At 59.5% G+C, this 14769-nt stretch carries 12 protein-coding genes; 6 read left to right on the plus strand and 6 right to left on the minus strand.

Going from position 1 to position 14769, the window contains the following annotated elements; genetic code table 11:
• Positions 1–164: 164 nt before the first annotated feature.
• Together FW756_RS08300 and FW756_RS08305 are read left to right on the plus strand one after the other, a co-directional pair.
• Positions 165–1388 (plus strand): hypothetical protein, encoded by a 1224-nt coding sequence (locus FW756_RS08300; protein ID WP_446429701.1) that lies wholly within the window; start codon positions 165–167, stop codon positions 1386–1388.
• Between the two features lie 43 nt (positions 1389–1431).
• On the plus strand, positions 1432–2370 hold the full coding sequence (locus FW756_RS08305; RefSeq protein ID WP_446429702.1) for a tyrosine recombinase XerC: 939 nt from the start codon (positions 1432–1434) through the stop codon (positions 2368–2370).
• A 36-nt stretch (positions 2371–2406) separates the two neighbouring features.
• Here the strand turns inward: FW756_RS08305 and FW756_RS08310 are convergent, their stop codons facing one another.
• Both FW756_RS08310 and FW756_RS08315 read right to left on the minus strand, forming a co-directional pair.
• The gene (locus FW756_RS08310) at positions 2407–2919 is read right to left on the minus strand and encodes a M23 family metallopeptidase (RefSeq protein ID WP_446429703.1); all 513 of its coding nucleotides are present in this window, start codon (positions 2917–2919) and stop codon (positions 2407–2409) included.
• Between the two features lie 98 nt (positions 2920–3017).
• The gene (locus FW756_RS08315) at positions 3018–3341 is read right to left on the minus strand and encodes a DUF2469 domain-containing protein (RefSeq protein WP_446429704.1); all 324 of its coding nucleotides are present in this window, start codon (positions 3339–3341) and stop codon (positions 3018–3020) included.
• A 76-nt stretch (positions 3342–3417) separates the two neighbouring features.
• Here FW756_RS08315 and FW756_RS08320 point away from each other — a divergent pair, with 76 nt between their 5' ends.
• From FW756_RS08320 to FW756_RS08335, 4 genes are all read left to right on the plus strand, one after another.
• A complete protein-coding gene (locus tag FW756_RS08320; protein WP_446429705.1) occupies positions 3418–4065 on the plus strand; it encodes a hypothetical protein in 648 nt (215 codons plus the stop codon).
• Positions 4062–5663, plus strand: a complete 1602-nt coding sequence (locus FW756_RS08325) for a DNA polymerase Y family protein (RefSeq protein ID WP_446429706.1) — start codon at positions 4062–4064, stop codon at positions 5661–5663. Before FW756_RS08320 ends, FW756_RS08325 begins: the two co-directional genes overlap by 4 nt.
• The gene (locus tag FW756_RS08330) at positions 5663–9133 is read left to right on the plus strand and encodes an error-prone DNA polymerase (RefSeq protein ID WP_446429707.1); all 3471 of its coding nucleotides are present in this window, start codon (positions 5663–5665) and stop codon (positions 9131–9133) included. The genes FW756_RS08325 and FW756_RS08330 overlap by 1 nt, the downstream gene beginning before the upstream one ends.
• Before the next feature lie 74 nt (positions 9134–9207).
• Positions 9208–10488: a nicotinate phosphoribosyltransferase gene (locus tag FW756_RS08335; protein WP_446430029.1), complete on the plus strand. Its 1281-nt coding sequence runs from the start codon at positions 9208–9210 to the stop codon at positions 10486–10488.
• A 32-nt stretch (positions 10489–10520) separates the two neighbouring features.
• Here FW756_RS08335 and FW756_RS08340 read toward each other — a convergent pair whose 3' ends face one another.
• The 4 genes from FW756_RS08340 to FW756_RS08355 form a co-directional block, all read right to left on the minus strand.
• The gene (locus FW756_RS08340; RefSeq protein ID WP_446429708.1) at positions 10521–10793 is read right to left on the minus strand and encodes a DUF3039 domain-containing protein; all 273 of its coding nucleotides are present in this window, start codon (positions 10791–10793) and stop codon (positions 10521–10523) included.
• Between the two features lie 27 nt (positions 10794–10820).
• Positions 10821–12395 carry a hypothetical protein gene (locus tag FW756_RS08345; RefSeq protein WP_446429709.1) on the minus strand — a complete coding sequence of 525 codons (1575 nt, stop codon included), beginning with the start codon at positions 12393–12395 and terminating at the stop codon, positions 10821–10823.
• Complete coding sequence (locus tag FW756_RS08350; RefSeq protein WP_446429710.1) at positions 12365–13426, minus strand: ABC transporter ATP-binding protein; 1062 nt, start codon at positions 13424–13426, stop codon at positions 12365–12367. Before FW756_RS08350 ends, FW756_RS08345 begins: the two co-directional genes overlap by 31 nt.
• Before the next feature lie 64 nt (positions 13427–13490).
• Positions 13491–14765 (minus strand): CDP-glycerol glycerophosphotransferase family protein, encoded by a 1275-nt coding sequence (locus FW756_RS08355; protein WP_446429711.1) that lies wholly within the window; start codon positions 14763–14765, stop codon positions 13491–13493.
• Positions 14766–14769 lie beyond the last annotated feature (4 nt).

Consider the following 14769-nt stretch of genomic DNA (forward strand, 5'->3'; position numbering starts at 1 on the left):
CTCTTTCTTCGAAGAACATCGTTGTCTACGCGCGCGTTCCGTATTAGCGTTCGTAGGTAGATCTGCATTCACCGCTCTAGCACCTGCGAATCGTTCCTTCAGCAAACCTCAACGAAGAGGCAAGCTCATTACCCTTCGCCGGGGCAAGGTTCTTAGGACGATTCATGACCTCACACACCACAGCATCGCAACCATCAGCTGCTCGCAGCGCTTCGACAGAACTCCGCGTTCCAGGAATGATCCTCGGCGCAATCATTATTGTCGGGCTTCTGATCGGCGTCGCGTTCGCGCTGAACGCCCTCACCGGTATTTTCGCTAGCCCCACCGTCGGTTCAGGTGTTGAAGCTTCACCACGCCCGACAGGATTCGCGGAGTGGGCCAGCTGGACAATCAGCGACATCACCTCGCCACAGTTTTACAAGTCCCCGATTGCCTCAATCGGACTCTTCCTCGGTGCAGCACTTGCCTGGTGGGCATGGAAACGTGGTCGCGCGTGGGCTGGGATCCCAGTGTCATACGGATCAGGGTTGTGGCCGTGGATTCTTGGATCCGCCTCCCTCAGCTTGGTTCTCTCAAACCTGGCATTTGGATGGCGAATCGATGACACCTGGCAGTCAACATTCATCCCGTTTGTCTGTGTTCCCGCAGCCATCGTGCTCATCTACGGCGCAGGCTGGAAGACGCTCTTCACCGGCGCAATCTTGGGTGCGGGAATTGCGACACCACTGTCAATTCCACTCATTGTGTATGTCACTGAGCCGCTCGGCCTCCCTGGCGTTGCCGCAAACACCATGGCAATGGCACTTGGCACCGCCATTTCTTGCTTCATCGCACGGTTTCTCCCGTGGATGCATCTCCCCGCTCCCACAGCGGCACCCGCACAAGACATCGCACCGGTCACGACGACCTCCGGTCCTCCGACATTGTGGAAAGACGCCACTTGGACGATGCGTCGTGTCATCGCAGACTTTTCGGAGGCACAGTTCTGGGCAACTGAACTTGCCTCAATCGGCATGCTGGTAGGTCTCGCTGTGACAGTCATGATCGGGCCCGCCGAGTTAGTAAGCCTCATTCCACAGATCATTGTCGCGCAGGGACTCACCGCCGCGATCGGCGTAGTTGTGTGGCGCAAAGGGCTGCGCGGTGGTGGCTACGTTCCCACCTACATTCCAGTGGTTTCTGTCGCTCCAGCCTGTGTGCTGGTGTTTGGTGGCGGTGTACCAGCGATCGTCCTCGGCGCGCTCGCAGGTGCCCTCATCGGCCCGTTCATCTCACGACTCGTCGAGGCGGTACTTCCATCAGACTTCCACCCGGTTATCGCTTTCACATTCTCCATGGCGGTCACCACAAGCATTGTTGTCCCAAGCCTCAGCCTCATCCTCAGCTGACCACTCTGGGACGTGGATCAACGCAACGGTGCACAATGGAACCATGAACATCCGTGACGCAGTCGAGAACTTCCTCACCACCGTGCGACACGAGTATGGCTATTCAGACCACACGGTGACCGCGTACCGCAGGGACCTCGAGCTGCTCTCAGCGTTCACCGAACAGCGACAGGTCTTGACCGTCACTGAACTCACGCTTGATCTCCTGCGGGACTGGCTCTGGGAGCGACAGCAGAGCGGGCTCTCGCCTGCCACGCTGTCTCGTAATGTGGCAACGCTCAAATCCTTTGGCGCCTGGCTCGAAACCCGAGAGTACGTTCCCGGAAGCCCCGCCTCGCGGTTGCGCGCGCCGAAGTCGCCACAGGCGCTCCCCCGAGTACTCACCACAGACCAAGCCGATCGCGTACTCACACGGGCTGCCGAGCATGCTGCCTCAGGAGACCCCGTAAAACTTCGGGACCATGCAGCACTTGAGTTGCTCTACGCTTCTGCGCTCAGAGTTTCCGAGCTTTGCTCGCTCACGGTCAGCGGTTATGTCGCGCTAGAGCGTACCGTTCGAGTCCTCGGCAAGGGGAACAAAGAACGTATTGTCCCGCTTGGTAGATCCGCTGCGAAGGCGCTCGATCGCTATCTCAGTGAGGCACGGCCGATCCTGCTCGCACGTGCACGGGCACGGCAGGCGGATCAGCTCTCGGCCCCAGAACCGGTCACCCTCTTTCTCGGAAACCGCGGAGGCGCTTTCACGACCTCGGCCGCGTATCGTCTGGTTGCGAAAGAACTCAAACAAGAGCCTGGCAGCGGACCCCGCGGACCGCACACTCTGCGACATACCGCGGCAACTCATTTACTTGATGGTGGCGCTGACCTACGCGTTGTGCAGGAATACCTTGGACATTCAAGCCTTGCAAGCACTCAGGTGTATACGCACGTCTCGAAAGAGCGTCTCGCAGAGAGCTACCGTCAGGCTCACCCGCGCGCATGATGCACACCGAACCAGTCAAGCCAATGGGACGATCCACTAGCCCATGATTGGCAACAAAACGGGCCGCGAGAAGAAGAACTGCAGCGGGTTCACATACACGCCATCGCTGCGCACCCCCACGTGCACGCACTCCTCGTAACAGTGACCACCGCTGCTCATCGAACCGATCATTTGCCCTCGCATCACTTTGTCACCGACTGCTAATTCAGATCGAACTGGTTCAAGCGAGAGGAGCGTGCTGGCATCAACGCGAATGGTCACCAGCGGACGATCAACCACAGTGCCCGCAAAAGTGACGGTGCCACCAGCAGGAGCCACAACCTGAGCACCTGGGGCCGCTGGCAGATCGATGCCGCGATGCCCGGATGCATACGGTCCAGGCGGTGCGCGATAAGCCCCAGATACCTGCAGAGGTGACCCCACCGGTGGGAGCCACCTCTCTTCACGCGCACCGCTCGCAAGCATCTGGTTCGCGGCAGGAAGGGCAAGAATGTACGACAGAGCAGCACCCAAGCACACGAGAGAAAGAAAGAGTTTCGCACGATACATGCGGCAAGTGTGTCGCACCAGGTGCCGAGAAAAGCACAATAGCCGCCTCGGAAGCGGCTATTGTGGGAAAACTTCTCACAGCGGTTGCTGTGAGCAACTCAGCTATCGAGCGAAAGATCCTCAGGAAGCTTGAGTTCATGAGCTGACATTTCTTCAACGTTGACGTCCTTAAACGTCAACACACGCACCGACTTCACAAAGCGGTTGGCGCGGTACACGTCCCACACCCACACATCACTCATGTTCAGTTCGAAGTAAAAATCATTACCCGCATCCTGACGCTTCAGCTCAACATCGTTCGCCAGGTAGAAACGACGTTCCGTTTCTACTACGTAGCGAAACTGGCTTGCGATATCGCGGTACTCACGAAACAACGACAGCTCAGCTTCGCGCTCGTAATCATCCAGCTCTTCCTCATTCATCGCCCCCATCCTACGCGCCTTCTTGGGGGCGCGCCGACAGATTGACTTATTCGAACATATGTTCGAATATTGCTTCATGAATTCTCCGGCGACAGTCCTTGAGTTGCAGCAGCGCATCAGCGCCATGCAGCCGCTGCGCTTGCAGGAGCGCACGTTGCCAACTGCACCTGAGCTCTCCCCGCTTCTCCCTGGTGGCTCGCTTCGTGAAGGTGGAATTTATTCAGTCACAGGCTCCTGGCAGCTTGCACTTTCCTTCCTCGCTCCTGTGTCCCAAAGTGGGGCTTGGTGCGGCATCATCGGTTGCCCAGAACTCAGCGCCGAGGCGGCCGCCGAAGCAGGCATTGCCCTCGATCGTTGTGTATTAGTACCAAACCCCGGTTCTCGCGCTACCGCAGTAGCCGACATGCTGAGCGGCACGGTCACCGCACTCATCGCTCGATTTCCTACAGGTGTCGCGCCGCACGAGGCTGAGCGCATCGCGGCCCGATTACGTGAGCAGGGCTCCACGCTCATCGTCTTGGGTGATTGGCGTCGCACTGACGCCGAGATCCAAGTCACCAATTCACGATGGTTCGGCCTCGATACGGGGCGTGGCGCGCTCCGCGACCGCGAGCTCACAGTCCGCAGCAACGACCACCGCGGTCCCCGCACCCACACGCTCCGTTTTGTTGCTGGCAAACTCGCCCCTCAACGTTCCGCCGTGCGATTAGTGGCCACCAGATGAACGCTGGCTCTCACCCACAACGGTGCATCGCGCTGTGGTTTCCAGATTGGTCGATTTACGCACACCTATCAACGTTCGGCCTCGATCTGGTTGATCCGCTTCCGCCACTCGCGTTAGTCACTCAGCGAACGATCGTGGCGTGCACACCAGCTGCACGCGAACGCGGTGTGCGGATCGGGTTGCGCGAACAAGAGGCACGCCTCCGCTGCCCCGAACTCACAGTCGAACCGGTCCATCCCACAATGGCTGAGGAACATTTTGCAACGCTCCTCAGCTCATTTGCAGAACTCGTGCCTCATATCGAGCAAGAACGTCCCGGCCTCGCGGTCATGCACGCGCGTGGCCCAGCGCGCTACTACGGCAGCGAATGCGCCGCGGCTCGGGAACTTCGCGAGTTCGCACAGAGCCTCGGCTACGTCGAAGCCCGCGTAGGCATTGCCGATGGCCGCTTCGCAGCCGAACAAGCTGCCCGGTCGACCTCCAAAAACCCGCTACTCACCGTTGCTGAAGAGAGCATCCGCATTCTCGAGCCGGGTGGTTCCCGAGCTTTTCTTGCACCTCTCCCCGTTCAACTCGCAATTGGGGACGCCCCTCGCTTTGCAACCACGTTGCACGGCCTAGGCATCCACACCATTGGCGCATACGCAGCGCTTCCCGAGAGCGCTGTGCGTGCACGGTTTGGCCCGAGCGGAGTGCTCGCACACCAACGTGCGCTTGGCCTCGAAACCACTCAACACGGCAACATCCAGGCTCACGCACCCTCGCAAACATTCGAGGTTTCGCAAGAATTTGAACCACCGGTTGATACTGCTGATCAGCTCGCCTTTGCCAGCAGCACACTCGCAGACATGTACATTAGCCAACTGTCGCAAGCGAACCTCGTGTGCACTGAGCTACGCATCACCTTGGTGGATGACATCGGGGTGCTACATGAACGAGTGTGGGGGCACCCACAACATTTCTCTGCAGCCGATCTCCTCACCCGGATCCGGTGGCAGAGCGAACAAATGCCACGGGCAGCTGAGCGTACAGGCGCTGGAGTCGCCCGCATCGTTGTTTTCCCGGTGCGTACTGACGCTGCAGCTGCTCATGAACCGGGACTGTGGAGCACCGGGGCCGACGAACGCGTGCACCACCAGTTCAGTCGCGTACAACAGCTGCTTGGCCAGGATGGCATCGGCACATATGCCATCACCGGCGGACGCCTGGCGAGTGAACGTCAGAATTTCACACCGTGGGGCACCGTTCAGGCCGGTGACTCCCGAAGCAGTGCCGCCGCGCCTTGGCCTGGCTCGCTGGTCCCACCGCACCCCTCACTCGTGTTTGATCCGCCGCCACCCGTCCAACTCATGGGGGCCGACGGCACTCCGGTCGTTGTTACACCAGACGATCTACTCTCAGCTGATCCTGTCGGGTTTGAGACGGGCACGCACCCTGCCGTCCAGGTAGCACATTGGTCGCTGCCTTGGCCGTTACGTGAGCGGTGGTGGGAAGGCAGGCCAGCACGGCACCGTTTGCAGATCGAGCTCATTGATGGCAGCGCTTGGCTGCTCGTCACGTCACACCGCTCATGGTTTGCAGAGGGCAAGTACGACTGATGGCTGGCTGGAACAACCCCAAAATCACCTGGGCTGAGCTTGAACGCAGGCTTTCCGGGCGTCCGGACGCGGGCGCCCACGCGGCTCAGACGCTCAACTCCCCCGCTGACCTTTCCGAGCACTCTGGCACACGACCAGAGCGTGCCGATCATCAGTCATCGCAATCAGCATCCGATGCGGCAGCACGGCATAAACCAATCGACCATGTGCCCTACGCCGAGTTGCACGCACATTCGCACTACAGCTTCCTCGACGGCGCTTCATCGCCACAGCAACTAATCCGCACCGCTGCAGCACTCGCACTCGACGGCATCGCTATTACCGACCATGACGGCCTCTACGGCGCCGCTCGCTTTGCAGAGGAAGCAACCGCATACCCAGAAGTGCGCACCGTGTACGGTGCAGAGCTCACCATTGGTTTAGATGCCCCACAGCTTGGCTCAATCGATCCCGCAGGAACACATCTCCTCGCACTCGCAAACGGCAAGGAGGGCTATCACCGCCTGGCAAGCGCAATCACCCACGCCCAGCTTGCTGGTGGCGCCAAAGGCCGGCCACTCTACGATCTCGAGGAGCTTGCAGCAACTGCAAATAATGAATGGGTGATTCTCACCGGGTGCCGCAAGGGCGCGCTCCAGCAAGCCCTCAACACCGCGACCAACCGGTCAGACGGCGAAGACGCGGCTCGTGCCGAGCTCGATCGGCTCACCTCGTTATTCGGCCGCGATCAGGTGTACGTCGAGCTCACGCATCACGGCCGCCCTGGAGACGACGCGCGCATCGACCAGCTCGCTGCGCTCGCCAAAAGAGCGGGCCTCCCCACGCTGGCAACCGGTAACGTGCACTATGCAACCCTGCAGGAGGCCCCACTCGCGGAAGCCGTTGCCGCAGTGCGCGCACGCAGAAGCCTCGCAGAAATGGATCCCTACCTTCCGGCGAATGGGGCAGCACGACTGCGCAGCGGCGCATGGATGCTCAACCGCTTCGCACGCCACGCTGACGCGGTCTTACGCACCGCTCCTCTTGCACACGAGCTCGCGTTTCCGCTTGCAAAGGCAAAACCACGCTTGCCACGACTAGCCCTCCCAGCAGGACAGACCCAGATGGGATGGCTGCGTGAATTGACCTGGCGCGGTGCCGAAAAGCGTTACGGCGCAGCCTTAGACGACGCGAAACGTGCTCGTATCGAACGGGAGCTATCAGTCATCGAGGCAAAGGACTTCCCCGGCTACTTCCTCATCGTGCACGACATCGTGCAGCATGCCCGCAGCCTCGGGATCCTCTGCCAGGGGCGCGGATCAGCCGCAAACTCTGCCGTGTGTTACGTCCTTGAGATCACCGCGGTCGACTCGATCTACTATGACCTCCCGTTTGAACGATTCCTGTCCAGCATGCGCGACGAGGAGCCAGATATCGATGTTGACTTCGATTCAGAGAGGCGAGAAGAAGTCATTCAGTACGTGTATGAAAAGTACGGCCGGCTCAACGCAGCCCAGGTTGCGAATGTCATCACCTACCGCCCGAAGGCTGCGGTGCGTGACGCCGCACGTGCACTCGGGTATAGCAGCGCCCAGCAGACCGCTTGGACGAAACAGCTCGAACGCGGCGGCAATGTGAGAGAGAACACCGCGCTTCCTGCCCCAGTTACGAAGCTTGCCGAAATGATGCTGACCGCCCCGCGGCATCTCGGCATTCATTCCGGCGGGATGGTGCTGACTGACCGTCCTGTCGGCGAAGTCTGCCCAATCGAGCACGCCCGCATGGACCGGCGTACGGTCTTGCAATGGGACAAGGACGACTGCGCTTCGATGGGGCTCGTCAAGTTCGACCTTCTCGGGTTGGGCATGCTGAGTGCAATCCGCAAGTCATTCCGCATGATCTCTGACGGCCTAGGCGAACACTGGAGCATCGAGACAATCCCGCGCGAAGAAGCCGGGGTGTACGACATGCTCTGCCGCGGTGACGCTGTTGGGGTATTCCAGCTGGAAAGCCGTGCGCAGCTCAACACACTGCCGCGGCTCAGACCACGCAAATTCACTGACCTAGTGATCGAGATTGCTTTGATCCGCCCAGGCCCCGTTCAAGGCGGATCAGTACACCCGTATCTCCGCAGACGTTCTGGGGCAGAACCCATCACCTATCCACACCCAATACTTGAACCGGTACTGCGGCGCACCCTTGGCATTCCTCTTTTCCAGGAACAGCTCATGCAGATGGCGATGGCCGTCGGTAACTTCACGGGCGAAGACGCGGATCAGCTGAGGCGAGCAATGGGCTCGAAGCGGGGCAAAGAACGTATCGACAGGCTCAAAGCAAAGCTCTTTGCGGGCATGTCTGAGCACGGAATCGTCGGAGACGAAGCAGAACGCATCTACGCCCAGATCGAGGCGTTCTCCAGCTTCGGCTTCGCCGAAAGCCATTCGATCAGTTTCGCACTGCTGGTCTATGTGAGCGCGTGGTTGAAGCTGCACTATCCCGCGGCTTTCCTTGCTGGTCTTCTCCAATCGCAACCGATGGGGTTCTACTCATCAAGATCTCTTGTTGAAGACGCCCGCAGGCACGGCGTCGAGGTGCTCCCACCGGATGTGCAGTTTTCAGAAATCAATTCAGTCACCACCCCACGTACCTCAAACGCGCATCCTGACGACACCAGTTCACGTCCTACTGCGACAGGTCTCCACGCGTGCACGGAGTTTGAGCAACCACCGATGACTCCATTCGACCCAGCCGCACCCGACCATGGCGGTCAACACCGCCGGGATGGCGCATTCATCGTGAGACTCGGCCTGACTGAGATCCGCGGCATCGAACACGCAACTGCGGAGCGTATCGTCACCGCGCGCGCTCGCGATCCTTTCCTCGATATGGCAGATCTCGCGCGCAGGGCTGATCTCAGCAAAGACCAGCTTGAAGCGCTTGCGTCAGCAGGTGCGTGCAGTGGTATTGGACTCGAGCGCCGGGAAGCACTCTGGTCTGCGGGCCCGAGCGCTGAGAACCGGGAACACTATCTGCCCGGCATCGCTACAACCGTGCAGCCACCGCTGCTTCCGCTGCTCACACCAGCGGAACAGTCCGCGCTTGATCTGTGGAGCACCGGCGTAGTTGCAGACAAGCATCCTCTCAGCCTGCTCAGAACACAACTCGACGAGCGCCGCATCGTACGCTCAGACCGGACACGCGCTGTGCATTCCGGCAGCGTTGTAGAGGTGGCGGGGATCGTCACACACCGACAACGGCCAGGTACAGCCAGTGGTGTCACATTCCTTACGCTTGAAGACGAGAGCGGCACCGTCAATATCGTGGTCTGGCCGAAGCTGTGGGAGCGTCACAGACTCGTAGCTCGATCCGCGCCCGCACTCATCGTGCGTGGACGTCTTGAACGCTCACCGGAGGGCGTAGAAAACGTCATCGCGGAAACTTTTGAACCGCTCGCGGCCCCACCCGCAGTTCAGTCGCGAGATTTCCGGTGATCATTAGCTAAGCTGACCGAGTGAACACCACAGCACGGTCCACCGCTTTCTTCACCGATCATTACGAACTCACGATGGTTGATGCGGCGCTTCGCAATGGCACCGCACACCGCCAGAGCGTCTTCGAACTCTTCGCGCGACGGCTTTCAGGCGCCCGTCGATACGGCGTCGTCGCTGGCGTCGGACGGTTGCTCGAGGCAATCGAACAGTTCCGCTTCAACGACGATGAGCTTGAGTTCCTGCGCCAAGAGAACATCGCGAGCGATGAAACACTTCACTGGCTCGCAAATTACCGTTTCAGCGGCGACATCTGGGGCTACCCCGAGGGTGAGGTATTCTTCCCTGGCTCGCCTCTTCTGACCGTCGAATCCTCCTTTGCTGAGGGCGTAGTACTCGAAACGCTCGCACTCTCTATCCTCAATGCCGACTCGGCAGTAGCCACAGCAGCCTCACGCATGACCAACGCAGCGCTCGGTAAGCCGCTCGCAGAGATGGGTTCACGTCGTACCGGTGAATACAGCGCCGTCGCCGCCGCCCGAGCCGCTTACATCGCTGGCTTTGGAGCGACCTCAAATCTTGAAGCGGGCCGCACGTACGGTATCCCGACGATGGGAACCGCGGCACACAGCTTCACGCTCCTACACGACAGCGAACGCGAAGCATTCGAAGCGCAGATCGCTGCGTTCGGCGTAGACACGACGCTCCTCGTCGATACTTACGACATCGAACAGGGTGTGCGCACCGCAATCGACGTTGCTGGCACCAACCTCGGCGCAGTGCGTATCGACTCCGGTGACCTTCCCGTGGTCGTTGCACGCGTTCGCAACCTGCTCGACAGTCTCGGCGCAACCCAAACAAAAATCACAGTCACCAATGACCTGGATGAGCACACCGTCGCTGCACTGGCACACTCGCCCGTAGATTCCTTTGGCGTTGGTACCTCAGTCGTTGTTGGATCTGGCACCCCAACAATGGGGATGGTCTACAAGCTCGTCTCGCGACAGGGCAGCGATGGTGAATGGGTATCAGTCGCAAAGAAGAGCGCTGACAAGGCAACCGTCGGCGGTCGGAAGTCAGTCCGACGCTCATTCGATGCGAAGGGCCATGCAAGCGCAGAGCTCATTCATGCGAGCAGTGACCCTGCAGAGCAGCACGGCACGCACAACGGAAGTACAGCACCTGGGCGCGACATCCTTGTTCCTTTGATGGTCGACGGCGTCGTCGAACCCGGGCACACCGGCCGCGAAGGTATTGCGCTTGCACGTGAACGCCACGTCACAAGCGTTGCAGAACTCCCCCTCGTTGCTATGAGCCTGACACGAGGAGACCCCGCTATCCCTACCGAATACCGGTAAAAGAGCGGGGTCTCAGCGAGAAGGTGCGCGAACTATTTGCGCATCTTCTCGTACACCTTTTTGCAGTCCGGGCAAACCGGGAACTTCTCAGGGTCGCGTGATGGCGTCCACTTCTTCCCGCAGAGTGCGCGAACAGGCTTACCTGTCACTGCCGACTCGAGAATCTTGTCCTTCGGCACATAGTGCGAAAATCGCTCGTGGTCGCCATCCTCGATCTGTGAGTCTTCAAGAAGTTTCTCAAGCTCACGGTCGAGTACGTCGACCCCGCCTGCGGGCTCGGATTCGCGTCGCGTAAAGATTCCCATAGCGAGCATTCTAACGCGCATCAAGCGTTAGTCGAACATCTGTGTTGCCGCGATGAGCTCGGGCCCACGACGGTTGAACACCACGCCACCGAGCAGCACGCCGACCGCGAGGATCAACAGACCAAACGCGACGCCAACAACAAGTGCGAGAATATTCCAGCCAAGTTCCGGGACCGCAATAGCGTATCCAGAGACCACAACCGGAACGAGCGAGAGTACCGCAGCAGCAACCATCGACAACGTCTGAGCAGTACCAGAACCGGAACCGGACCACTGAGGTTGCGCAAACGGGCTTTCGCCTGGGCGCGTAGCTGGATACGGCATCAGCGCGGAGAAAACGCTAGAAACACCGCTTGATACCCACAGCACGCCAAGGTTCATGCCGATCAACGCGGGAAGAACACGCCAATCGCCAATAATGGTCGACGTGAGGCTCGAACCAATGACCGCAATCGGAACACCAAACATGAGCACAGGTGCCAGTCGACCCCAACGATCAGCCCGGCCATCCACACCACTCGCAACGTGTTCCCAAATAGCGGTCGAATCCATCGCTACGTCATTATGCAGCGACCAGCCAAAGAGCAGCATCAGCACGGGAAGCGGGATCACCGCGAGCAGGCGGAGGTCTGCACCTGCGACCCAGAACGCGAGCAACATCACAATCGGCGCAATCGGGATCGCAGCGAGAGCAACACGATAGCGCGGATCACGTGCCCAGTACGTCAGCTGACGTGCAGCGACCACTGAGGCAGGTCGTGCAGAGAACCGCTCAAACCAGCCGAGTCCTCGACGCGCGCTCAGTACATCAATCGGCGCCTCGAGCGAAGTATGAGTCGCGCGAGCCACAACAAACCAGAGCACACCGACGAGCAACGTTGCAGCGAGAAGCACCGCCAGACGCGTCAACGCGTCAACGGACATACCCGTACCGAACATTGAGCCGGCGGTGAAGCCTGCGCCGAATGGGGTCCAGCCGAGCACATGTGCTGCACCTTCGAGCAGCTTCTCGTCTTCTGGCCTGAACACCGTTGCAAATGCGAACGCGAGCACAGGAATGAGCGCGATGAGCAGCACTACGCCGATAAGTCGAACTGTGCCAGCGATGCGCGAACTCACCCAGAGCTGAGAAAGGCCAGCGGCCAATCGAGCGCTGACGAGAGCGAAGAGCGCAATGAGCACACCAGCAGTGGGGAGCGCCCACACTGGCCCTACGCTCCACAGCGGACGCGTACACAGCAGCGTCACCAGCCACGCAAGGAAGATGAAGAACGGCCATGTGGCGATGCCAGAGAGCAGCATGCCCCAGGCAAGCGAACCTGCTTTCACCGGATAGACGGTGAACTGACGTACATCCATCATGCGGCGCGAATCGAAGAACGGGACAACGAGCACACCAGCGAGAAGTAGTGAACCGATGAGTACGTCGATCGTGTCGCGAATGACAATGTCGTCAATCAGCAACACGGGGAGCAGCGCGAGCAGCACCGCACCAGCGAAGCCAAGCACCAGACGAAGGACGGCGCTTACGACGTGCCCTCCAGTACCGCGGAACAGTCCGCCAAGCAGTGCTACTCGAAGTCGGAAGAGCCTTGCAGCCACTCGAGCCCCTTCTCATCTTCGCGCTCACCAGTGAGTGCACGGAATCGCTCTTCAAGACTCAAACCATCGCGAACCTCATCAACGGTTCCCTGTGCGATGACTGAACCGTCAACGATAATGGCGACGTGATCACAGACGCGCTGAATCAAGTCCAAGCTGTGGCTCGACATCACCACGCTGCCGCCACCGGCAACGTACTTTTCAAGAATCTCTGTGAGGTTCGCAGCTGACACAGGGTCGATCGCTTCGAACGGCTCGTCGAGCACAAGCACCTCTGGCGCATGAATCATCGAGCACGCAAGGGCGATCTTCTTCTGCATACCTGCTGAGTAGTCAGATACCAAGCGGGTAAGCGCCGAATCAAGACCAAAAGCCTTCGCGAGTTCTGCGCCGCGCTTGGCAACGTCAGCCTCAGGAACGCCGTGCAAAACACCGCAATAGTAAAGCAGCTGAGCACCGGTGAGACGGTCAAACAGGCGAAGTCGATCAGGCAGCGTACCGATCAGACGCTTTGCGGCAGGGCCGTCTGCCCAAACGTCAACATCACCCACGGTGACACGACCAGAAGATGGGCGCAGCAAACCACTGATCATCGAAAGGGTCGTGGTCTTACCAGCGCCGTTCGGCCCAACAAAACCTGTGAACGAACCCGCATGCACCTCAATCGAGACTTCGCCAGCAGCGACGACCGAGCCATAAATCTTCGTGAGCATCTCGGTACGCAGAACCACAGGATTCTGCGCTGCAATGCGACCGCGTTCACGTGCGCGAACAACCGAGGGCGTGGGAACTTCGATGCGCCCAGTTCGCGGAGCCGCATGAGGAGTGGCCGTCGCAGCATCAGCTTCTGCCGTCACAACTGCCGACTCCGGAGCAGGGCGCTCAGGAGTCTCAGTCTGCGCTGCCGTTGTTCGACTCGGTCGCACACGAGGCGCGGGGGTCAAATTCACGTCAGATTCGCTGGCGCCGATTGCGGACACGTCTGATTCAGACGCGCCGTCGCCGGTCGCAGAAGAGGGTTCGTGCTGCACGTTAATAACCTACCAAACGATCAGTGCCGAAGTCAGGCGACTCACAGGATGAGACGCAGTCACGTTACTTTTCGATGACGTCAGTCGTTGATTCTGATGACGGGACTGGTCTCGTACCGGCCTGCTGATGCATTACGTCCGCACGCTCAAGAAGCATTGATATTGCATCGTGGAATCGCTTTGTTGGCGCACCCTGCGTGGTATCTCCAAAGTAGCGTTCTGACCAAACACCTAGTCGTTCACGCGCTGCATCATCGGTAATCACCCGGTCAAGAACCTCAACGATTGACCCCGTTGACGAAGCGTCAAGCCATTCGCAGACACTGAGATAGCCGCCTTCATCAACGGTCGCCTCTTCAGCGATCGGACGCGTCACCATGAGGGGCTTGCCTGTCGCAAGCCTGTCGTAGACCATCGCCGAGATGTCACAGATCGCAATATCAGGCACTCGCAGCTGCCAGCCAAGGGTCGGCTCGGTGTCATAAACGTGATGCGCAGTTGGCTCCGCCGCATTGGCCTCAGCGATCATCGCGATAATTCGATCATTGGCCGCCCCGAATTCGTCATCGACCACGCCACTTCGTGGATGTGGCCGATAGACCACGCGGTGGCGACCCGTCGCAAGGAGCTCGCGCACGAGCTCCTCACCGTGGGAAGCAACCGAACCATAGCAAGCCGCAGGGCGATCCCCCTCCCACGTTGGTGAGTACAGCACGACCGTGCGGCCATCATCCGGGAAGGGCGGATCCCCTGCGAGATGATCCGCCTGGGGACGCCCAATTTCAATCGTGCGTGACGCGACGTCGTAGTCCCAGAGCGCTGCCGACAGTCGTGCACGAGCAGCCTGACCAGCAACAAACGCGTAATCATACGTTTTGTACTGGTTGCTCGTCATGTACATCTTGTCGCTCTCGCCGTGATTCACGAACACATGCCAGCGCGATCCGTAGCGCATCATCTGGAAGTTACGGGTGTTCTGGTTCACATAGAGAATGACGTCGAGCGGTTCTTCTGCAATGAACTCCTCGATGCTCGTTACCTTGGGAACGAAGGCAACGTCCAAACCGCTCTCAGCCATAAGCTGGCGAGCGCCGGCGGTGTTGCGCGCCAGCACGACAACAGGCCAGGTCTTCGACAGTTCTGCGAGCGGCGCATACCACTGGCGCATCTGATAAATATTCACGTCGCTGTCGGCGAAATACACACCAACACGGTATTTCCCGACTGGCAATGGCCCGCGCGCTTCCAAGAGCTTGCGCAATTCAAAGAGCGCTTTGCGTCCCTTGAGGACACGCTTCGCAAGCTTGATCGCACGCTTACTGTCTTTCGCCAACTGCATACGG

The sequence above is a fragment of the Leucobacter sp. 1207-22 genome (assembly GCF_052850455.1).

Bases quoted from the DNA above. Each gene is read 5' to 3' on its own strand.
- FW756_RS08300 (WP_446429701.1), top strand. From the start codon at position 165: ATGACCTCACACACCACAGCATCGCAACCATCAGCTGCTCGCAGCGCT.
- FW756_RS08305 (WP_446429702.1), top strand. From the start codon at position 1,432: ATGAACATCCGTGACGCAGTCGAGAACTTCCTCACCACCGTGCGACAC.
- FW756_RS08310 (WP_446429703.1), bottom strand. From the start codon at position 2,919: ATGTATCGTGCGAAACTCTTTCTTTCTCTCGTGTGCTTGGGTGCTGCT.
- FW756_RS08315 (WP_446429704.1), bottom strand. From the start codon at position 3,341: ATGAATGAGGAAGAGCTGGATGATTACGAGCGCGAAGCTGAGCTGTCG.
- FW756_RS08320 (WP_446429705.1), top strand. From the start codon at position 3,418: ATGAATTCTCCGGCGACAGTCCTTGAGTTGCAGCAGCGCATCAGCGCC.
- FW756_RS08325 (WP_446429706.1), top strand. From the start codon at position 4,062: ATGAACGCTGGCTCTCACCCACAACGGTGCATCGCGCTGTGGTTTCCA.
- FW756_RS08330 (WP_446429707.1), top strand. From the start codon at position 5,663: ATGGCTGGCTGGAACAACCCCAAAATCACCTGGGCTGAGCTTGAACGC.
- FW756_RS08335 (WP_446430029.1), top strand. From the start codon at position 9,208: ATGGTTGATGCGGCGCTTCGCAATGGCACCGCACACCGCCAGAGCGTC.
- FW756_RS08340 (WP_446429708.1), bottom strand. From the start codon at position 10,793: ATGGGAATCTTTACGCGACGCGAATCCGAGCCCGCAGGCGGGGTCGAC.
- FW756_RS08355 (WP_446429711.1), bottom strand. From the start codon at position 14,765: ATGCAGTTGGCGAAAGACAGTAAGCGTGCGATCAAGCTTGCGAAGCGT.